The organism is Microcoleus sp. S28C3, assembly GCF_036700785.1.
In the GTDB taxonomy this organism is placed as follows: Bacteria; Cyanobacteriota; Cyanobacteriia; order Cyanobacteriales; family Microcoleaceae; genus Microcoleus; species Microcoleus asticus.
In genome coordinates this window covers 54,703-73,858 of sequence record NZ_JAUBPO010000020.1, presented here as the reverse complement: position 1 = coordinate 73,858, position 19,156 = coordinate 54,703, and the positions used below count along the sequence as shown (strand labels likewise).

The following is a 19,156-nucleotide window of genomic DNA, read 5'->3' as shown; positions in this document are numbered from 1 at the left end:
CGCTTTTACCAACAAGGTATGCGGGCTGCAACCCTTATACAGTCTATCTCGTAGACCTCTTTGTCACCCCCCCAGGATACCGTTCAACAAATTTATCGGGTAGAAAAAGTAATGTTGCTGCGAAAAGCTATTATGCAAATTCAATCTCTTTTCAAACAAATGACTCTGGCGGCTCTAGCTCTATTTTTTGCGCTCAGTTGCAGTCGATCGACTCCGAACGTAAACTATTCCCCTGAAGCAAGTACCTCTAGCACCTTTAGAGTGGGGTTGGTCACGACAGGACCTAAAGATAACAACAGTTGGGCTCAAGCCTGCTTTGAAGGGTTAAACCTAATCAAAGATAAATTTAATGCTCAGGTAGACTTTAGTGGCAGTATTGACGGTGAACATAGTGAAGCTGCCATTGGCAAATATGCCCAGTCAGGCTATGACCTGGTAATTGCAGCCAGTGGTGCCTATTCCACAACTGCCGAAAAGGTCGCTAAAGAATTTCCGCGAACGAAATTTGCCCTGATTACAACGCATCCAGGGAATAACAGAAATTTGGGGGCTGTTGCCTTTCGATCGGGTGAGGTGGGGTACCTCACAGGCGCTTTGGCTGCCATGAAGACCAAAAGCCATAAAGTTGGCTATATTGTGGGTGCACCTTATCCGGTTTATAAAGAAGAAGAAGCCTTGTTTAGGCGGGGAGTGAAGGCAACGAATCCCTCTGTTCAAGCCTCGACGGCTTTTCTCAACACTTGGAGCGATACGCACAAAGCCACCAAAGTCGCAACGGATATGGTTGCCTCTGGAGTAGATGTTTTGGCAATCAACGCGGATGAGGCAGGGTTAGCCGCGCTAAAAGCCGTTACGCAAAAGCCAGGAGTCTTTGTGATTGGTTGGGCAAAGGATCAGTACGAACTGGCTCCCGCCAAAGTCCTAACTAGCGTTCTGCAGGACATTCCCAATCTGGTGCTAAATGCGGCCGTGTTAACCCAGGAAGGTCGCTGGGAAGGAAAACTTTACAAGTTTGGGCTCAAGGAAAAAATCTACGACTTTGCCCCTTTCCGCGGTACTCTCACGTCTCAGGAAGAGGAAACTTTCAAGACCGTTCGAGAAGCTGTGACGACTGGCAAAATTGATGTTTGTCCTTAGTGCGCCGATGAATTGATTTACCGTTATTTGTCCTAAGTCCGATGAACAATCAACGCAACGATCGCGTTCTGCCGATTGCCAGAAGCTCCCGTTCTCATCCGTGGCAACGCTTCTTATCTATTGCAAATCAGCTCCGCTATGGTTTGATATTTTTGGTTCTCCTGAGCTTACTGCCCACTGGTGGCTTGCTGATCTACCTCAGCTTTCAGGCGCAGATCCAGCAATCGCGCTCGCTCCAAGAAGAGCGTAGTCAGACAGCACGAGGGCAGATTGATAATTATCTAGATGGCTTGAAACAAAGACTGAGCTATTTAGCTAGGGTCAAAGGACTCACCAACTTTCAACCTCAAGTGCAGCAGAGCCTGTTGGAAGGGTTGGCTCGTCATAATGATGCTTATGAAGCCGTTGCCATTTTGAACCGGAAGGGACAAGTTGTGGCGTCAGTTTCACCCTACGAACCGCTCAAGTTAGAAAATCCCGCCAATTCGCCACTGTTTATTCGTGCCTTTAAACAACAGGAAGATTATGTGAATCCTGTAGAAATTAATCCTCAAACCAACCAACTAACCACCATTCTGGCGGTTCCGATTCGGAATGAGCGAGATGAGGTAGATGGGGTGCTATTAGCGCAGGTAAATCTCAACTTTCTGTGGTTTGTTGTTTCCCAAACGGAGGTGGGCAAGACGGGTTATGTTTATGTAGTTGATGAGCGTAATTTTCTCATTGCTCAAAAGGCTCGTAAGCCAGAAATTTTTCAACTTCAAGATATTTCTAAGCGTCCGTTTTTTCAATTCTTGAAAGCATCCGAAGATACTAAACGCCTTAAGGTTTATCAAGGTCTAAAGCAGGTAGAAGTATTGGGAGCCAGTGCCTTAGTTCGGAGCGTCAAGTGGAATGTGGTTGTAGAACTGCCAACGGCTGAGGCGTATGCTCCCGTTTACCAAATGCTCTCAGTTATGGGAGGCTCATTGGCGGTGGTGACGATCGTCGCTGTTGGCATTGGGTATCTATTTATTCGTCGGCAAATTGTGGTGCCCCTCCAGCACTTAACGACGGCAGCTAGTGAACTCAGTGCGGGGCAATTAGAGGCACGGGTCAACATCCACAGCCAAAACGAATTGGGGACATTGGCGATCGCCTTTAACAATATGGCAACCCAGTTAGAGGAACTGATTAAAGCAGTTGAAGTCGAACGCAATTTTGTTTCAGCTATTCTTGAAATTGCAGGTGCCCTGGTAGTTGTGCTCGACCCGCAGGGACAAATCGTTCGCTTTAACCGAGCTTGCGAACAAACGACTCATTACTCGTTTAGTGAAGTGAAAGGGCGCTACATTTGGGACTTGTTCCCGAACTCAGACTTAGCAGGACTTGCCAAAACTGCTTTTGAGTCTTTACAATCTGGTAATTTTCCCCAGCAGTATGAAGGCAGTTGGGTGAGCAAAGATGGACAACTCAGGCTCATTGCCTGGTCAGATACTGCTTTAGTGGACGATCGAGGTGAAATTGAGTACATCATCACAACAGGAATTGACATTACTCAACGGAAACAGGCAGAAGAAGAACTCAAAGCGTCGGAACAGCGGCTATCTTTTCTATTCCGCCAAACTGCACTGGCAGTTGTGGAATGGGATTTAAACTTTCAAGTCACGGCCTGGAATCCAGCGTCAGAGAAGATTTATGGTTACACGGCTACAGAGGCGATCGGACACCATCCCGCAGAATTAATTGTGCCTGCATCTGCCAGAGAGCTCGTCGATCGAGTTATGAACGATTTGGTGATGCAGGGCCAAGGAAACTACACTGTCAACGAAAATATTACGAAAAACGGCAAAATCATTATTTGCGAATGGTTCAATACGCCTTTAATAGGGGATGGTGAAAATATTGTTGGAGTTGCATCTTTGGCACTGGATATTACTGAGCGCAAGCAAGCCGAAGCTGCTTTAAGGCAAGCAAAAGATGAAGCTGAGGTTGCACTCAAAACCTTACAGCAAACTCAGGCACAGCTTATTCAGGCAGAGAAAATGTCAGGTTTGGGGCAACTGGTGGCTGGTGTTGCTCACGAAATTAATAATCCAGTTAACTTTATCTATGGCAACCTGAGCCATACTGCCGACTACACGCAAAATTTACTAAAGTTGATTCAGCTTTACCAGCAAACCTATCCAACTAATACCCAAATTGAGGAAAAAATTGAAGAGTTCGAGCTGGACTTCATTAGTGAAGATTTGCCCAAAATTCTGAGTTCAATGAAGGTCGGAGCCGATCGCATTCGTCAAATTGTCCTGTCGCTGCGAAACTTTTCGCGGCTGGATGAGGCAGAAAAGAAGCCAGTTGATATCCACGAGGGAATTGAGAGCACATTGATGATTTTGCAAAATCGACTGAAGGCAAATCCGGGTCATCCTGCTATTGAAATTGTCAAAGAGTACGGTGACTTACCGCGAGTAGAGTGCTATGCCGGACAGTTGAACCAAGTCTTTATGAATATTCTGGCAAATGCGATCGATGCTTTAGAAAACTACGACAATCAGCGCGATCCAAAAGACATCCAACAGAATCCCAGTCGCATCACTATTAGGACTAAGTTAGTCACAAACGAAACTGGGTCCGGTCATTGTAAAAACGCGGTGATTCAAATTCAAGACAATGGACCTGGAATGACGGAAACTGTTAGACAACAGGTGTTCAATCCCTTCTTCACCACAAAACCAACTGGTAAAGGAACTGGATTAGGGCTATCCATCAGCTATCAAATTGTAGTTGACAAGCACGGTGGCTTACTCCAGTGCTTTTCTCAACCCCATCAAGGAACAGAGTTCCGCATTGAAATTCCTGTGTTACAAAGCGGTGCTGTAGCAATTGTTGGTAAATAACTGCGATCGCATTCATATATATAGCAATCCTACATGAGTCGTAAATTTTTTACCCCACCCCAACCCTCCCCTTAGTAAGGGGAGGGAGTAAGAAATTCACAAATGATTTAGGATGGCTATAGCGTTTCTGATAATAGACACCTGTGAAGCTAGCTACAAATAGCACTGGGATAGTTTCTCGAACAGGTTTCGTGAAGGTTTTATGAACGGCATTGTGGGTTTTGAGAGGACTTTTACTCGGTGGGAAGGCAACTATAAGCTCAGTCAAAACCGCAGCCTGGTCGATCGACAAAATATGTCAAACGCAGAGCTAGAAATTTTAGATGCGGCGGCTGGTGCCGTTGGTGCGGAAATGCAACATAACCTGGAGGCGAATGAGTAGCAATGGAGACGATCGCCGGAAAGTGGTTCAATACCAGCCGATCGCCCCCAACCACCTCAAAACAGACTTAATATCACCCGCTAATCAAACGATTTGCTCGCTAGAAGGTTCCCCAGTAGCTGGAGGCTCTACCGTATCGCCAAAGGCAATCCGCAGAAAAGGCGGAGCCAAAAAAGTTGTCAGAATCACCATGATAATAATCGAGACTTCTAACGGTTTATCCAAAGCCCCACTCGCGGAACCGATGCCGGCAAACACTAACCCGACTTCGCCCCGAGGAACCATCCCCACTCCGATTGCCAATCGATTGATTCCAGGCAGACCAAACACCACCCAACCAGTCACCAGCTTGCCCAAAATAGCAACCACTATCAAAAAAGCAGCAATCAAAAGACCAGCCCGATTATCCGGCACTGTTGGGTTCAAAACCCCCAAATCCGCCCGAGTTCCCACCGTCACAAAGAAGATGGGTACAACTATATCGGCGATGGGTTTCACCAATTCATCCAACTCATTGCGCGCATCGCTTTCATCCAAAACCAAGCCCGCAGCAAAGGCACCCAAAATCGCTTCGAGATGAATTGCATTGGCCAGAAACGCCATGAACAAGGCAAAAATAAAGGCGGGAATCACAATATTGCCGCGAGTTTTGAGTTTCTCCACCACCGCAGTGAAGCTTTTGTTAAAGATGCCGCCCAACAGAATCGAACCCAGTAGAAAGACACTTGCACTGACAATCAAATAAATGACATTAACAACATCAATCTCACCGGTTTTCGCTAAACTCGCGACAACAGCCAAGACAATAATTCCCAGCACATCATCAATCACCGCCGCACCGACAATGATTTGACCTTCTTTAGATTTCAGCCGTCCTAATTCCGACAAAACTTTTGACGTAATTCCGATGCTAGTTGCCGTCAAAGCAGCCCCCGCAAAAATCGCCGGAATCGCCGGAGTGTGGAAAATTATCATCAAGCCCGCAGTACCGGCGGCAAAGGGAACTCCCACGCCGGCACAAGCGACAACGACGGCTTGAACCCCCACTTCTTTTAGTTGTCTGAGATCCGACTCCAAACCAATTTCAAACAGCAGAACAATCACGCCTAATTCAGCTAGCACTGAAATGACTTCACTCTGCGATTCAAAGACACTTGTGAGGGCGGCAGGAGACAGATGATTAATCGATTGCAGAACTGTCATAATCCCTGAGTCTGTGGCTGACAGACCGCTTCCGGGAAAAACGACCAGGTGTAAAGCAGATACGCCAACAATTACCCCTGCTACAAGTTCACCCAAAACCGGGGGAAAATCAAACTTTAGAGCCACTTCCGCGCCTAATTTACTGGCGAGATAAATCACTACCAAACTGAGCAAAACTGCACTGAGGACGATCGGCGCATTTTCTGCCTCGACTGTTGCTAACAAAGGTATGGGAGCAACTAGGGATGGCATCCCAGAACTTAAAGCTGTAATTGTATGGTTCAAAAACATGGTTGCGATGATAGTAAAAAAGACGTTGAAACCAGACACTCCGGGACGCACACAAACTGAAGCGTTCCGGTTTTTTTAATGCGGGCAAAAGGATTCAGACGATCGAGCAAAACTCGAAGAACCCAAATCTGGCGGTACATCCTGCCACCGCCCTTGTCCGACTGCTTGAATTGCTTCTTTTAGCAAGATATCGCCGGTATAAATTGCCCTACCGACGATCGCACTTTTGACACCAATTGGTTCCAAAGCCAGCAAATTTAACAAATCTGCGATCGAACTAACGCCGCCGGAAGCAATCACCGGACTCGAAATAGCGTTAGCAATTTCGCGCAAAAATTCCAAATTCGGCCCTTCCATAGTACCGTCGCGGTGAATGTCGGTGTAAATAATTTCAGCCGCCCCTAACTCGGCCATTTGTTGCGCCAATTCTGTTGCTAAAACTTCCGAAGTTTCTAGCCAGCCTTTAGTAGCAACTAAACCATTTCTGGCGTCGATGCCAACCAGAATTCGGCTGGGAAATTCAGCGCACAATTCGCCGACTAATTGCGGTTGTTCGACGGCGACAGTGCCGAGAATGACGCGCCGGACGACTAAATTGAGGATAGCAGCAACAGAAGCGCGATCGCGCATTCCCCCGCCTACTTGACAGGGAACGTCTACGGATCGGACGATCGCTTCAATGGCTGCTTGGTTGACTGGATGCCCTGCTTTGGCGCCGTCGACATTTGTTTCTAAATGAGTCGATCGCCCAGACTCAAATTCCCTCAATCAAACGATTTTCTCGCTAGAAAGTATTCCACTAGCAGGAGGCACTACCGTATCGCCAAAAGCAATCCGCAGAAAAGGCGGAGCTAAAAATGTGGTTAGAATCACCATGATAATAATCGAGACTTCTAACGGTTTATCCAAAACCCCACTCGCAGAACCGATGCCGGCAAACACTAACCCGACTTCGCCCCGAGGAATCATCCCCACTCCGATCGCCAATCGATTGATTCCCGGCTGACCAAACACCACCCAACCTGTTACGATCTTGCCCAAAATAGCAACCACTATCAAAAATACGGCAATCACAAGTCCCGCCCGATTATCCGGCACTGTTGGGTTCAAAACCCCCAAATCCGCCCGAGCCCCCACCGTCACAAAGAAGATGGGTACAAATAAATCGGCGATGGGTTTCACCATTTCATCCAACTCCAGGCGGGCATCGCTTTCATCCAACACCAAACCAGCCGCAAACGCACCCAAAATTGCTTCCAGATGAATTGCGTTGCCCAGAAAAGCCATGAAGTAGGCAAAAATAAATGCCGGGATGATAATATTGCCGCGAGTTTTGAGTTGAACCACCACCGCCGAGAAGGTTTTGTCGAAGACACCGCCCAACAGAATCGAACCTAGCAGAAAAACAGTTGCACTGACAATCAAATAGATGACATTAACAACATCAATCTCACCGGTTTTGGCTAAACTGGCGACAACAGCCAGGACAATAATTCCCAACACATCATCAATCACCGCCGCACCGACAATAATTTGACCTTCTTTAGAGTTCAGTTGTCCTAAATCAGACAACACTTTCGATGTAATTCCAATGCTGGTTGCCGTCAAAGCAGCCCCCGCAAAAATTGCTGGAATTGCCGGAGTGTGGAAAATTATCATCAAGCCCGCAGTAGCAGCGGCAAAGGGAACTGCCACACCTACGCAGGCGACAACGGTAGCTTGAATTCCGACTTGCTTGAGTTGTTTGAGATCCGACTCTAAGCCAATTTCAAACAGCAGAATAATCACGCCTAATTCAGCTAGCACTGAAATGACTTCACTCTGGGATTCAAAGACACTTGTGAGGGCAGCAGGAGACAGATGATTAATCGATTGCAGAACTGTCATAATCCCTGAGTCTGAGGCTGACAGCCCGCTTCCGGGAAAAATGACCAGGTGTAAAGCAGATATTCCAATAATCACCCCAGCTACAAGTTCACCCAAAACCGGCGGAAAATCAAACTTTAGAGCCACTTCCGCGCCGATTTTACTGGCGATATAAATCACTACCAAAGTGAGCAAAACTCCGCTCATAACGATCGGCGAATTTTCTGCCTCGACTGTTGCTAACAAAGGTATGGGAGCAACTAGGGATGCCATCCCAGAACTTAAAGCTGTAATTGTATGGTTCAAAAACATGGGTACGAGGATGGTAAGAAAGACGATTCTACGCTGACTGTTGACTGTTGACTGTTGATTGTGAGTCGGAAAATTGATAACTGTTACATATTGGGTAGCCAGTTAACTCGACATGACTATCAAGCAAAACTTGAAGAACCCAAATCTGGCGGTACATCCTGCCACCGCCCTTGTCCGACTGCTTGAATTGCTTCTTTTAGCAAGATATCGCCGGTATAAATTGCCCTACCGACGATCGCACTTTTGACACCAATTGGTTCCAAAGCCAGCAAACTTAACAAATCTGCGATCGAACTAACGCCACCGGAAGCAATCACCGGAATCGAAATAGCGTTAGCAATTTCGCGCAAAGATTCCAAATTCGGCCCTTCCATAGTACCGTCGCGGTGAATGTCGGTGTAAATAATTTCAGCAGCGCCTAACTCGGCCATTTGTTGCGCCAATTCTGTTGCTAAAACTTCCGAAGTTTCTAGCCAGCCTCTAGTCGCAACTAGACCATTTCTGGCATCAATACCAACCAGAATTCGGCCGGCAAATTCGGCGCACAATTCGCCGACTAATTGCGGTTGTTCGACGGCGACAGTGCCGAGAATGACGCGCCGGACGCCTAAATTGAGGATAGCAGCAACAGAAGTGCGATCGCGCATTCCGCCACCTACTTGACAGGGAACGTCTACGGATCGGACGATCGCTTCAATGGCTGCTTGGTTGACTGGATGACCTGCTTTAGCGCCGTCGAGGTCTACTAAATGCAGCATGGTTGCGCCTTCATTTACCCACTGTCTGGCGACTTCGACGGGGTTGTCGTTAAAAGTTTGAGACTTCGCGTAGTCTCCCTGATACAATCTGACGCATTTTCCATCCAATAAGTCGATCGCTGGAATTACATTCATAATTTTTCCTCAAATTGGTAATTATACCAGCTAAAAAAAAGAATGCAACTTTAGGCAATCTCTCAACCCATACACAATCATTCATTCCGAATTCTAAAATCTAAAATCTAAAATCTAAAATGGTATTATCCATTACAATTTATTTTTGACATTCGCAACCGCTATTTAAATGAAACATAATCGCCGAAGAAAGCGTAGACCATAAAGGAGTATTGACATCGGCTTTTTGCAAAGCTGCGGCCGTCCAGTCGTTGCAAGTTCTTAAAATATAGTAACTGCCTTTTGCTTCATAAAAACTGTCGCTGTTACCGTAGCCGTAGCTAATTTTCATTTTCTTACCTGCTGCGTCTAATTGGAATGAATTTTTAATAAAATTTACCAGCATCAGATAATTTTTCCCGCTAATCTTAATACATTTGGTTTCAATTTTTAGGGGGAGAACCCGATAACCTTGAACGTGTAGAGTAGAGGGAGTAAGGAGAAATAGCGCCTTGAAAGCTGTAACTGGGTTGATACTTTCTGATGTGGGAGTTTCCAGCATAAAAGCTCGATCTCCCCACCCAAAAGACAAATATTTATAATCCGAAGTGGCATACCGCCCTATTTCGGTTAGCAGTAAAAATTGATTCCAGTCAAAATATTCATTTTTAACTGGAACGATGATTTCGGTGTGGATGCCTTCGTTGGAAATGTATAGAGAGATTGTGCAATCTGCTTGCGAGTAATTTCCCCACTTTCTGGGAGTGAGATAGCCAATTGTTAGGAAAGCGGTCAAAGATAAAATAACAATTCCTAAGCGCTGTATGCTTTTTCTCATTTTAACCGTAGGTTTCAAATTGTGCCTTCGGATGGCGGGCGCTGCATTTTTGTGGGAAAGAATTCTTGCAATGCCGAATTGCGCTGTTCGGGGGTTTCGCTAGCCCAATTCGACAAACTTTCGTAGAAAAAGAACGACACGCCAGCGAAATCTCTTTTTCGCACTTCTTGCACTTGTTCTTGAATTTGTTTTAGGGGCACGGAATTATTTTTAAGACCAGTTAAAATGCCGATCGCAGTTGGAATGTGAAGTTTAGCCAGTTTGACTTCTTCCCGTTCCAGTTCGGCACTAAAACGCTTGATATCGCTGCGATAAACCTGCAACACAATTTCTTGGATGTAGCCACGTCTTTCCCAGGTAAACCAGTCCTGCAAGTGGGCGGGCAAAGCAAAGTGAAAAGGGTTCGGAGATAAGCTAACAATACATTTTTGTTTGCGGGATTTGACAGCGCGGGAAACTCTGCCCACGAAGTCGTTGATTTTGTCAGCGCGCCAGCGCACCCAGAAGGTTTCGCGGGCGTCGTCGGAGGGAGGGCTTTTGATTTGTTCCTGATACATTGACACTGTTAACGGCTCGTAGCCAAATTCTACTGGCAAGCCGAAATGGTCGTCAAATTGAATGCCATCTATATCATAATTATCGACAACTTCTAGGATTAAATCTAAGATAAATTGCTGCACTTGGGGATGAAAGGGATTCAGCCAAACTCGCTCGTGTTGGCCTTCTTTCCAAATAGTTGAACCGTCGTGTCGCTGCGCTAGCCACTCGGGGTGAAGTGTGGCTAATTCCGATTCGGCGGGAGCCATGAAACCAAACTCAAACCAGGGGATTACTGCTATATCTTTTGGGCGGGATTGTGCTATAATTTCTTTGAGGATGTCTCGGTCTTTCAATCCGGGCGATGGGTCGATCGACTGTCCTAATACTCGTTGGGCGGCAGCACTCGGATAAAGCGTATAGCCTCCTTGCCAAACCGTGGGATAGATGGTATTAAAATTGAGTTTATCGAGTCGATTTACAGCGTCAATGATGTTGTTGCGGGAGAAAATAACATCGCTGTCAATGTTAGTCAGCCAGATGCCGCGCAATTCGGTTGTAGGGGTTGTGGGCGGGGTTTGAGCCAAAAGGCGCGGGGATAAAATAGCGGCAGAGGTAAGGGCGATCGCAAAAACAACTATTAAAGCCAGTATCCGCTGCCATTTGTGCAGTTTAATCATCAATTTTTCGCAAATATGATTATTGTGAGAGTTCTATTTTACCTCACTCAATAGCACCATTCTCAGCAACAGGCAAGATGCCTGTTCCACAAGAGTGAATTTTTTTCTTGTGGGGTGGGCTTCTAGCCCGCCCTTAAAAAGCTTATTCAAAATGATGCAATATTTCAGTTTTACCTCATATGTTGCACCATTCTCAATAATCCTTTTATGAACAGGCATCTTGCCTGTTCCACAAGAAAATTCGGCGTTGCTGATTCACGGTATGAAGCAACTTTTCGCTTGATGTTACAAAACTCACCTTACTTGACTTATAGCAATTCCGAAATCTTCCATTCATACCTGTATTCAGCAATCCGATTTTTATTGTATGATTCCAGGGCGCTAACATTGGGGATCGCCCCACTGTAATAAAGTTAATAAATCCTAAAAATTCTAAAAAAGTGGCTGCGGATACTTAAACTTAGCAAATATTTAAGATATGACAAGTTAGTAACAATCAAATTGTTATAAACTTGAAATTGTTTTTGAGTCAAAATTCCTATGAATCCTGATTCTCTCCGCACCTTGGGTGTACCGCCGAATGCTTGGAAAGTTGATGCCAAAATTGCCGACATCACCAGATCGCCGATCGCACCTCAACCTGTTACTCTGGAAACAGAAACTAAAACCCTGCGTTTGGACTTAGCCAAAGCAGCAATGTTGGTGATAGATATGCAAAATGATTTTTGTCATCCCGACGGTTGGCTAGCGCATATTGGCGTAGATGTAACGCCCGCCAGAACTCCAATTAATCCTTTAATAAATTTGCTGCCAAAATTGCGATCGCACGCCATGCCAATTATTTGGATAAACTGGGGAAACCGCCCCGACTTGCTCAATATTAGTGCAGCTTCCCGTCACGTTTACAATCCCACAGGCGACGGCGTAGGTTTGGGAGATCCGCTGCCAAAAAACCGCGCACCTGTACTGATGGCAGGGAGTTGGGCGGCGCAGGTTGTCGATGAATTGGAACCCAAACCCGAGGATATTTGTGTGGACAAATATCGGATGAGTGGCTTTTGGGATACTCCTTTAGATAGTATCTTGCGGAACCTCGGCAGAACTACACTTTTCTTCGGAGGAGTAAACGCCGATCAGTGCGTCATGGCTACACTGCAAGATGCTAATTTCCTCGGTTACGACTGTATTTTAGTCAAAGATTGTACAGCTACGACATCTCCCGAGTATTGCTGGCAAGCTACTCTTTATAACGTTAAACAATGTTTTGGTTTTTTGTCTGATTCTCAGGCTATGTTAGAAGCAATTAAATAGCAGTCATCAGGGGGAGTATCCCTCTGGAGTGTAAAAAGCGTTTTTTAGGAGTGCGAGAGTCCCGCACAGCAAAGCCTATATATATCGCTTCCTGCTCTGACAGCGAACTCTCCTGTAAAATCAATAAACTTTGGAGGTTGAGCGGCGGACTAATGACTCTGGATTCTCACTAATGACAGCAGAAACATAACCACTGACAACTAACAATAAAAAAATGACAAACCAGTGCGTGATTCCTGTTATAAAGTCTCCGAAAGACTACCAAGCATTTCGCATCAGTCCGGGCGATACTAATCGATTAGCGATCGTCTTCGATCCGGCAACAGCTAATGTGTCATTAACTGTTTGCGTGGAGATTTTCGATGCGGGCGGTAAAACTCCTCCCAACCGCCATCAATTCGCAGTAGAAATGTTTTTTGTACTCAAAGGAAGAGGGCAAGCAACCTGCGACGGCAAAACAGTTAGTATTCAACCGGGAGATAGTTTGTTAGTGCCTCCAACGGGCACTCACCTAATTGAGAATACCGAGAGTGAACGTTTGTACACTTTGTGCATTATGGTGCCGAATGAAAATTTTGTGGAACTGATTCGCAGCGGTACGCCAGTGGAACTTGACGAGGAAGATCTGAGAGTATTAGGGCGATCGGATGTACTCGTATCGTGCTAGTTTTGTAGTAAGGACTTTAGTGTTTTAATCTTCTAGGCTCTGCCTGGGAAAGCAGATCCCCGACTGCTTAAACAAGTCGGGGATCTAACAAAATACTGTTTTACGTTAAAATTATTCAATTATGAGCGTTATATTTCACATTGCTAAAAGCCAACAGTGGGAAGAAGCAAAACACCTTCAATCCTATCGCGGCGATACCCTAGACTCTGAAGGATTCATCCACTGTTCGACACTCCCGCAAGTTACTAGAAGTGCCAACAAATTTTTTGTCGGACAAACAGGATTGCTTTTGCTGTTGATTGACTCTGAGAAAGTGCAAGCAGAAATTAAGTATGAATCTGCCGCCGGAGATCTTTATCCGCATATTTACGGACCACTGAACGTTGATGCTGTGTTGAAAGTTTTTGAGTTTGAAGCGGGTGCAGATGGCAAGTTTGAATTGCCGGAAGAATTAAGAGATGTTGTTTGATATTCAGATTTTTGACCATTGTCAATTAACTTTTGAGGGCGGGCTAGAAGCCCACCCCACGGGAAAGTTGAATTTTGTGGAACGGGCATCTTGCCCGTTCTTATTTGTGCAATATATCAATTTAAACTTACTGATTAACTAACTCTGCCGCCAATTTTAGCGCATCTTCGCAAGTCGCAATTCTCCCCTCCACCCGCGCTAATTGAATCTCCATCAACAATTTACCTATGCGCGGACTTCTGGGCAAATTTAAATATTCCATTAAATCATTGCCGCTAACTAATTGTGTGGGATGAGCAACAATATCCTCAGCATCCAGATAGCGATTAATTAACAGTGAAATCTCATCAACTGCAACTCCCGCCGCCACCGCCAAAACTGCTAAGGCTGGAAATACTATTCCCACATCCCGAAACAAAAAATACTGTTCTCGCAAAGACATTTCCGCAATTGGTTTTGCTTGCAATTGTGGCAAGTATTTCAAAAGCCCGATCGCACTTTTAATCTCCACATTGCTGTACTTCAACCGCAGCAACTGGGTTTCAGCAATTGTCGGGTCGGAATCTGCCAAAACAGCCAACTTCGCAACCGCCAACAACGGCGTTTTAATCGTATCTCGAATCGATCGCGAAAATTCTCTCCCCAAATCTGGATAAATTGCCGCTAACTTGGCAGCACACAAATCAATTTTTGTCAAAATATCAAAACGGTCGATCGCACTTTCAAACCAAATCGAAAACAAACCGTCTTCGCAACCGCGACAAATCCAAGGAACACCCTCTGGATTGCTCAACAAATAACCTAATTCCGTCCGCACCCGTTCCACCGCTACCCGACTCAACAGCGGCGCTAATTCCCGAATCGCCGATTGAGTTTCAGCTTCGATCGCAAAACCCAACTGCGCCGCTTGGCGGTAAGCTCTTAATAACCTCAGCGGATCGTCCTCCAAATTTGACCGCGAAACCATCCGCAGCAAACCCAACCGCAAATCAGTTTGACCGTCCAAAGGATCGATGATTTCTCCTGTAAAAGGATTGCAGGCGATCGCATTTATCCGAAAATCCCGGCGCAGCAAATCCCCCTCCAGACTCCCCCCTTCCGCTTGCGCCAAATCCACCGTACCGCCCGCAAACACCACCCGCGCAATTTGGCGTTTCGCATCCAACAAGACAAATCCACCATTCGTGCGATCGGCAATTTTTCGAGCAGTCTTCACGGCCCGTGTTAGCATGACAAAATCCAAATCAAAATAGTGCGATCGCCTCCCCAGCAGCGCATCCCGCACCGCACCGCCCACCAGATAAGCAGGCGGTGTCAGCAGTTTCAAATCAAACGGCCAAGTATCAGGAGATAATGAAGGGGGCAAATTAATCGGCATCGCAACAAAAATCTACAAACTTACAAACAATTAAACTCTTGCTACGCTAGATTAACAGAAAGCTCAAATTTCACCAATCTTTTTGAAATGCACAGAGGATATCAAGAATGTGTATTTGTATTAACTGCCACTATGTAGACCGCTGCTTCACCTACCACGCCGTAGAAGAACAGCACGAACAGCTTCACCTCACCGAAACACCCGATTTCGACCCCGTAGAACCCACCATCAACGTCAACATCCGCCCCCGCCAAGACGAAATTGAAATGGAATGGGATGTAGTCGGGTGTCAGAGTTTCAAGCAAGAGACCGGCAAATGGGCAAAATTGCGGCCAGGCGAACTCGTCCCGACTTAAGGAAGAAGGAAGAGGGAAGAAGGAAGAGGGAAGAAGGAAGAGGGAAGAAGGAAGAAGGAAGAAGGAAGAAGGAAGAAGGAAGAAGGAAGAAGGAAGAAGGAAGAAGGAAGAAGGAAGAAGGAAAAAAATAAAACGCTTTCCTTTTCTTGTTTCTTCTTTTTACCCAATTTTAAATTTCCCCTTTCCAATATTCAATTCCCAATTTTCAAGTTTCAATTCCCGATGCCCAATTCCCCATTCCCAATTACAAATTACCAATCTAAAATCTAAAATCTAAAATCTAAAATCCAATGTGCTATTGCTTAAACCCAACTTGTCAGAATCCGCAAAACCAAGGGGATGCAGAATTGTGCCAAAGTTGCGGCTCAAAATTGTTGTTAACTCTAGACTCAGAAACGCCCTCAGCATCTCGCTACCGAACCGTAAAGCCGATCGGGCAAGGAGGCTTTGGCCGAACATTTCTAGCAGTAGATGAAACCAAACCCCTGATTTTTTCGCAGTGCGTAATCAAGCAATTTTTGCAGCAAAATACCGCAGCCGAAAAAGCCGCCCAACTATTTCACCAAGAAGCAGCCCAGCTACAAACCTTGGGCAAACATCCCCAGATTCCAGAATTAATTGCGCATTTTGAACAAGACGGGAGACAGTATTTAGTACAAGAATTTATAGACGGCAAAAACCTAGCCAGAGAATTAGAACAAAAAGGAGCATTCACCGAAACTCAAATTCGGCAAATCCTCAACGATTTATTGCCCGTGCTCCACTTCGTCCACAAATCCAAAGTTATTCACCGCGATATCAAACCAGAAAATATCATTCGCCGCCGGCTATCTCCAGCCCCTTTACCCGCCTTAGAAACTTCCTATCAACCCTCTCCTTTCCAAAAAGATATAGTTTTAGTAGACTTTGGTGCAGCAAAGAAAGTAACAGCAACTGGCTTGCCACAAACAGGTACAATCATCGGCAGTGCTGCTTATACAGCCCCAGAACAATTGATGGGGAAAGCAGTTTTTGCCAGCGATATCTACAGTTTGGGCGTTACTTGCATTCACTTGCTGACTGAAATTCCTCCCTTCGATTTGTTCGACAGTGCAGAGGATTCTTGGGCTTGGCGAAATTATTTGAAGACTGCTGTTAGCGACGATTTGGGCCGCATCCTCGACACCATGCTCCAAAGTGCCACCAATCGGCGCTACAGTTCAGCATCAGCAGTCATCCGGCACTTGAACCCCAAACCGGTGTATTTAGATGCACAGCCGATGCTAGACGCGCCAGAAACGCCCGCAGAACGGGTGGTTACACCTGCGCCCGGTGTGTCGCTTTTCACTCGCCAAGAGCAAGCCGAAATTCAGCAAGCTTTACAAGAGGCGATCGCCCCGTACAATGTTACAATCCAAGTCAGTCAAGCCAAGCAACAGCTCAATATCGTCATCAACAGAACCGAAGACAACCCCGTTTACTATCCGCACTTATCTCAAATAATTGCCACCAGACTCACCGATTTGCAGTTAAATAAAGTCGCAGCCGTGAAGCTGTTGGGAAGAGTCAACAATTCTCGCCGCCCGGAGTGGAAGCAAATATTGCAAATCGATCCCAAGATTCAATTAAGAAACAAACTCGTGCGGCTGCAACACAATCAATTACTCAAGAAAATCGCCCCTGTTACTACCCAAGAATTTTGGCTGCCGAAGTTGAAAACTCAGGATTTTTGGATAGATGCGTTAATGTTTGCCTTAGTTTGGTTTATCTTTGGCTCTCAAATAGTCATTTTTAATTCTTGGTTTGCGCTAATAGTTACGTCGGGTTTTATGACGGTGAAGCATCAAGTTTCCCAACACAAAGAATTTGCGAATAAGAATTTATTTACAAGTTTAGTAGTGCTGTTTTTGATAACTGGTGGCATGGGTAATTCCAGGATTTTAAATACGGGAATATTTGGCATTCTTTTGGGTTGCTTAGTTGTGGCTTTGCCGCTGTTTTTTGTTAAGGAAAATTATCATTAATCGTGAATAGCAATCCCCAAGACGGAACATCTGTTAAAAAATACGGCTTAGCCCTGCACACAGCTAGTCGCGAACTCGGTTTAGCCATCAGCAATTTTGCCGGGGATTCTCGCTGCCAAACTTGGAATTTGGATCGCGATTTAGCCACTCATTTGCATCAGTATTTAGTCGAGTTTATTCAGCCGCAAACTTGGGCGGATTTGGCTTTTATTGCAGTGGCGAAGGGGCCCGGAGGTTTCACGGGGACTCGGATGGGTATGGTGACGGCGCGGACTTTGGCTCAACAGTTGGATATTCCAGTTTTTGCGGTTTCAACTTTGGCGGCTGTCGCTTGGGCGGCACCCCCCCAACCCCCCCTTGGTAAGGGGGGGCTTTTGAATACGGAACCTCCCCTTGCTAAGGGGGGGCTTTTGAATACGGAACCCCCCCAACCCCCCCTTGCTAAGGGGGGGCTTTTGAGTGCAGAACCTCCCCTTGCTAAGGGGGGGTTTTTGAGCGTGGCGCTGCAAATGCCTGCACAGCGGGGACAATTGTTTGGGGCTGTTTATTCAGTTAACAAAGATTCTGGTTTAACTGAGTTGTTTCCTGATACTGTAATGACGGCGGAATCCTGGCATGAAAAGTTGGAAAGTTTGGAAAGTTCTTATCAGTTAATTGAAGTTGGCAGCGAGTTGGGCTGGTCGGTTTCTAGTGTGTTGGAATTGGCTTATTTGGAGTGGAAACAAGGAATTCGCCCGGATTGGTCGGATGCTTTGCCTTTTTACGGGCAACATCCGGTTAAGGGACACTGAATATTGGGAATAGGGCATTGGGAATAGGGAATTGGGCATTATTTCGTTTCAGTTAAATCAACTTGTAGAGTGCGTTTTTTTTCCGACCATGCCCGATGCCCGTAAATGATTTATAAGCAATTAAGCAGACTTGATATCGTTGTTTATTTAAGGGCGATACAAACTTCGAGGCAAAAAGTTAATGTTAGGGGGTCTGGGTTTTCAGTTCGCAATCGATCGATCTCAGCTCGATCGCAGCCGCGAGATTCCATAAAATCAAGCATCCAGTTCGTTATTGTTGCGAGATCGATGTATTTTGCTCCGAGACAAACAGGGCAAATTTCGGGGCTGAGGGTACCGGTGCCGCCGCATTCGGGGCAATCCCAGTGGGTGGTTACGGGATCGGGGGTAGTTAGGATGTTGTTCATGCTGGGAAAAAGTTCGTCAAGCGTAGCTATCCCGCAGGGAATCGCACTACTTGTTCACTCTAGCAAAAATGCCGATCGCCCTGACTTCTTCCTGCCTTAACACTAAGCAGGCTAGCGACTAAAATTGAAAAAAATACAAAAGGGGTGGCTATGTTCGATCGCGCTCAATGGGTTTTGGCCGGTATGTCGATCGCACTTTCGGTTCAGTTAAGCCAGCCAGTGGCAGCAGCCGTGCCCGTTGGCAAAGTCGTACAAACAGCACAAACTAACAGTAGCGGCGCTGCTGAAACAGCATTCAAGGAAGGACTGCAACTCTACCAGCAAGGAACGGTGGAAGCAAAAAGAAGTGCGATCCTCAAGTTGGAAGAAGCATTAAAACTGTATCGGGCAACAGGCGATCGCCGTGGGGAAGCTGTCACCCTCCACAACATCGGCCAAGTCTACTCAGAATTGGGAGAAAAACAGAAAGCGCTAGAGTATTACAACCAGTCGCTTCCCCTGAGTCGGGCAGCAGGTAATCGCGGTGGGGAAGCTGCCACTCTCAACAACATCGGCAGTGTCTACTCAGAATTGGGAGAAAAACAGAAAGCGCTAGAGTATTACACCCAGTCACTTCCCCTGAGACGGGCAGTAGGCGATCATTCTGGGGAAGCTCTCACCCTCAACAGCATCGGCAGTCTCTACTCAGAATTGGGAGAAAAACAGAAAGCGCTAGAGTATTACACCCAGTCGCTTCCTCTGCGTCGGGCAACAGGCAATCGCCGTGGGGAAGCTGTCACC

19 protein-coding genes are annotated in these 19,156 nt (G+C 46.1%); 11 read left to right on the top strand and 8 right to left on the bottom strand.

Features of this window, described 5'->3' with window-relative positions; all coding sequences use genetic code 11:
- Positions 1-60: 60 nt before the first annotated feature.
- The 3 genes from QUA13_RS08695 (at position 61) to QUA13_RS08685 (ending at position 4,395) form a co-directional block, all read left to right on the top strand.
- Positions 61-1,137 (top strand): BMP family protein, encoded by a 1,077-nt coding sequence (locus QUA13_RS08695; RefSeq protein ID WP_333197970.1) that lies wholly within the window; start codon positions 61-63, stop codon positions 1,135-1,137.
- Positions 1,138-1,178: 41 nt separating this feature from the next.
- Positions 1,179-4,013 (top strand): PAS domain S-box protein, encoded by a 2,835-nt coding sequence (locus QUA13_RS08690; RefSeq protein ID WP_333197968.1) that lies wholly within the window; start codon positions 1,179-1,181, stop codon positions 4,011-4,013.
- Between the two features lie 202 nt (positions 4,014-4,215).
- On the top strand, positions 4,216-4,395 hold the full coding sequence (locus tag QUA13_RS08685; RefSeq protein ID WP_333197967.1) for a hypothetical protein: 180 nt from the start codon (positions 4,216-4,218) through the stop codon (positions 4,393-4,395).
- An 84-nt stretch (positions 4,396-4,479) separates the two neighbouring features.
- Here QUA13_RS08685 and QUA13_RS08680 read toward each other — a convergent pair whose 3' ends face one another.
- The 6 genes from QUA13_RS08680 to QUA13_RS08655 all read right to left on the bottom strand — a co-directional run bounded on the left by QUA13_RS08680 (position 4,480) and on the right by QUA13_RS08655 (position 10,994).
- Entirely contained in the window at positions 4,480-5,889 is a 1,410-nt protein-coding gene (locus tag QUA13_RS08680; RefSeq protein WP_333197965.1) for a cation:proton antiporter, read from the bottom strand.
- 75 nt (positions 5,890-5,964) lie between these two features.
- Positions 5,965-6,657, bottom strand: a complete 693-nt coding sequence (locus QUA13_RS08675) for a 1-(5-phosphoribosyl)-5-[(5-phosphoribosylamino)methylideneamino] imidazole-4-carboxamide isomerase (protein ID WP_333197963.1) — start codon at positions 6,655-6,657, stop codon at positions 5,965-5,967.
- Positions 6,658-8,067, bottom strand: coding sequence for a cation:proton antiporter (locus tag QUA13_RS08670; protein WP_333197961.1), 1,410 nt, complete (start codon positions 8,065-8,067; stop codon positions 6,658-6,660).
- Between the two features lie 119 nt (positions 8,068-8,186).
- Positions 8,187-8,960 (bottom strand): 1-(5-phosphoribosyl)-5-[(5-phosphoribosylamino)methylideneamino]imidazole-4-carboxamide isomerase, encoded by a 774-nt coding sequence (gene hisA, locus QUA13_RS08665; RefSeq protein WP_333197960.1) that lies wholly within the window; start codon positions 8,958-8,960, stop codon positions 8,187-8,189.
- A gap of 139 nt (positions 8,961-9,099) precedes the next feature.
- A complete protein-coding gene (locus QUA13_RS08660) occupies positions 9,100-9,777 on the bottom strand; it encodes a TIGR02117 family protein (protein WP_333197958.1) in 678 nt (225 codons plus the stop codon).
- Between the two features lie 14 nt (positions 9,778-9,791).
- Entirely contained in the window at positions 9,792-10,994 is a 1,203-nt protein-coding gene (locus tag QUA13_RS08655) for a glycoside hydrolase family 10 protein (RefSeq protein WP_333197957.1), read from the bottom strand.
- Positions 10,995-11,534: 540 nt separating this feature from the next.
- Between QUA13_RS08655 and QUA13_RS08650 the strand changes: the two genes are divergently transcribed.
- The 3 genes from QUA13_RS08650 (at position 11,535) to QUA13_RS08640 (ending at position 13,441) form a co-directional block, all read left to right on the top strand.
- On the top strand, positions 11,535-12,305 hold the full coding sequence (locus QUA13_RS08650; RefSeq protein WP_333191423.1) for a cysteine hydrolase family protein: 771 nt from the start codon (positions 11,535-11,537) through the stop codon (positions 12,303-12,305).
- 214 nt (positions 12,306-12,519) lie between these two features.
- The gene (locus tag QUA13_RS08645; protein ID WP_333197956.1) at positions 12,520-12,972 is read left to right on the top strand and encodes a cupin domain-containing protein; all 453 of its coding nucleotides are present in this window, start codon (positions 12,520-12,522) and stop codon (positions 12,970-12,972) included.
- Between the two features lie 121 nt (positions 12,973-13,093).
- Positions 13,094-13,441 (top strand): DUF952 domain-containing protein, encoded by a 348-nt coding sequence (locus QUA13_RS08640; protein WP_333197955.1) that lies wholly within the window; start codon positions 13,094-13,096, stop codon positions 13,439-13,441.
- 127 nt (positions 13,442-13,568) lie between these two features.
- Here QUA13_RS08640 and QUA13_RS08635 read toward each other — a convergent pair whose 3' ends face one another.
- On the bottom strand, positions 13,569-14,819 hold the full coding sequence (locus tag QUA13_RS08635) for a CCA tRNA nucleotidyltransferase (protein WP_333197954.1): 1,251 nt from the start codon (positions 14,817-14,819) through the stop codon (positions 13,569-13,571).
- A gap of 107 nt (positions 14,820-14,926) precedes the next feature.
- Between QUA13_RS08635 and QUA13_RS08630 the strand changes: the two genes are divergently transcribed.
- From QUA13_RS08630 to tsaB, 4 genes are all read left to right on the top strand, one after another.
- Positions 14,927-15,175, top strand: a complete 249-nt coding sequence (locus QUA13_RS08630) for a Ycf34 family protein (protein WP_006632635.1) — start codon at positions 14,927-14,929, stop codon at positions 15,173-15,175.
- Positions 15,136-15,306, top strand: coding sequence for a hypothetical protein (locus tag QUA13_RS08625; RefSeq protein WP_333197953.1), 171 nt, complete (start codon positions 15,136-15,138; stop codon positions 15,304-15,306). The genes QUA13_RS08630 and QUA13_RS08625 overlap by 40 nt, the downstream gene beginning before the upstream one ends.
- Positions 15,307-15,465: 159 nt before the next feature.
- Entirely contained in the window at positions 15,466-17,178 is a 1,713-nt protein-coding gene (locus QUA13_RS08620; protein ID WP_333197952.1) for a serine/threonine-protein kinase, read from the top strand.
- A gap of 2 nt (positions 17,179-17,180) precedes the next feature.
- Entirely contained in the window at positions 17,181-17,969 is a 789-nt protein-coding gene (tsaB, locus tag QUA13_RS08615; protein WP_333197950.1) for a tRNA (adenosine(37)-N6)-threonylcarbamoyltransferase complex dimerization subunit type 1 TsaB, read from the top strand.
- Between the two features lie 143 nt (positions 17,970-18,112).
- Here the strand turns inward: tsaB and QUA13_RS08610 are convergent, their stop codons facing one another.
- Entirely contained in the window at positions 18,113-18,376 is a 264-nt protein-coding gene (locus QUA13_RS08610; protein ID WP_172185550.1) for a hypothetical protein, read from the bottom strand.
- Positions 18,377-18,526: 150 nt separating this feature from the next.
- Here QUA13_RS08610 and QUA13_RS08605 point away from each other — a divergent pair.
- A partial coding sequence (locus tag QUA13_RS08605) for a tetratricopeptide repeat protein (RefSeq protein ID WP_333197948.1) occupies positions 18,527-19,156 on the top strand: 630 nt, incomplete at its 3' end.

What these genes read in the sequence shown, in the direction of transcription:
- QUA13_RS08690 (WP_333197968.1), top strand. Translation starts at nt 1,179, where the DNA reads ATGAACAATCAACGCAACGATCGCGTTCTGCCGATTGCCAGAAGCTCC.
- QUA13_RS08685 (WP_333197967.1), top strand. Translation starts at nt 4,216, where the DNA reads ATGAACGGCATTGTGGGTTTTGAGAGGACTTTTACTCGGTGGGAAGGC.
- QUA13_RS08680 (WP_333197965.1), bottom strand. Translation starts at nt 5,889, where the DNA reads ATGTTTTTGAACCATACAATTACAGCTTTAAGTTCTGGGATGCCATCC.
- QUA13_RS08670 (WP_333197961.1), bottom strand. Translation starts at nt 8,067, where the DNA reads ATGTTTTTGAACCATACAATTACAGCTTTAAGTTCTGGGATGGCATCC.
- hisA (WP_333197960.1), bottom strand. Translation starts at nt 8,960, where the DNA reads ATGAATGTAATTCCAGCGATCGACTTATTGGATGGAAAATGCGTCAGA.
- QUA13_RS08660 (WP_333197958.1), bottom strand. Translation starts at nt 9,777, where the DNA reads ATGAGAAAAAGCATACAGCGCTTAGGAATTGTTATTTTATCTTTGACC.
- QUA13_RS08655 (WP_333197957.1), bottom strand. Translation starts at nt 10,994, where the DNA reads ATGATTAAACTGCACAAATGGCAGCGGATACTGGCTTTAATAGTTGTT.
- QUA13_RS08650 (WP_333191423.1), top strand. Translation starts at nt 11,535, where the DNA reads ATGAATCCTGATTCTCTCCGCACCTTGGGTGTACCGCCGAATGCTTGG.
- QUA13_RS08645 (WP_333197956.1), top strand. Translation starts at nt 12,520, where the DNA reads ATGACAAACCAGTGCGTGATTCCTGTTATAAAGTCTCCGAAAGACTAC.
- QUA13_RS08640 (WP_333197955.1), top strand. Translation starts at nt 13,094, where the DNA reads ATGAGCGTTATATTTCACATTGCTAAAAGCCAACAGTGGGAAGAAGCA.
- QUA13_RS08635 (WP_333197954.1), bottom strand. Translation starts at nt 14,819, where the DNA reads ATGCCGATTAATTTGCCCCCTTCATTATCTCCTGATACTTGGCCGTTT.
- QUA13_RS08630 (WP_006632635.1), top strand. Translation starts at nt 14,927, where the DNA reads ATGTGTATTTGTATTAACTGCCACTATGTAGACCGCTGCTTCACCTAC.
- QUA13_RS08625 (WP_333197953.1), top strand. Translation starts at nt 15,136, where the DNA reads ATGGGCAAAATTGCGGCCAGGCGAACTCGTCCCGACTTAAGGAAGAAG.
- QUA13_RS08620 (WP_333197952.1), top strand. Translation starts at nt 15,466, where the DNA reads ATGTGCTATTGCTTAAACCCAACTTGTCAGAATCCGCAAAACCAAGGG.
- QUA13_RS08610 (WP_172185550.1), bottom strand. Translation starts at nt 18,376, where the DNA reads ATGAACAACATCCTAACTACCCCCGATCCCGTAACCACCCACTGGGAT.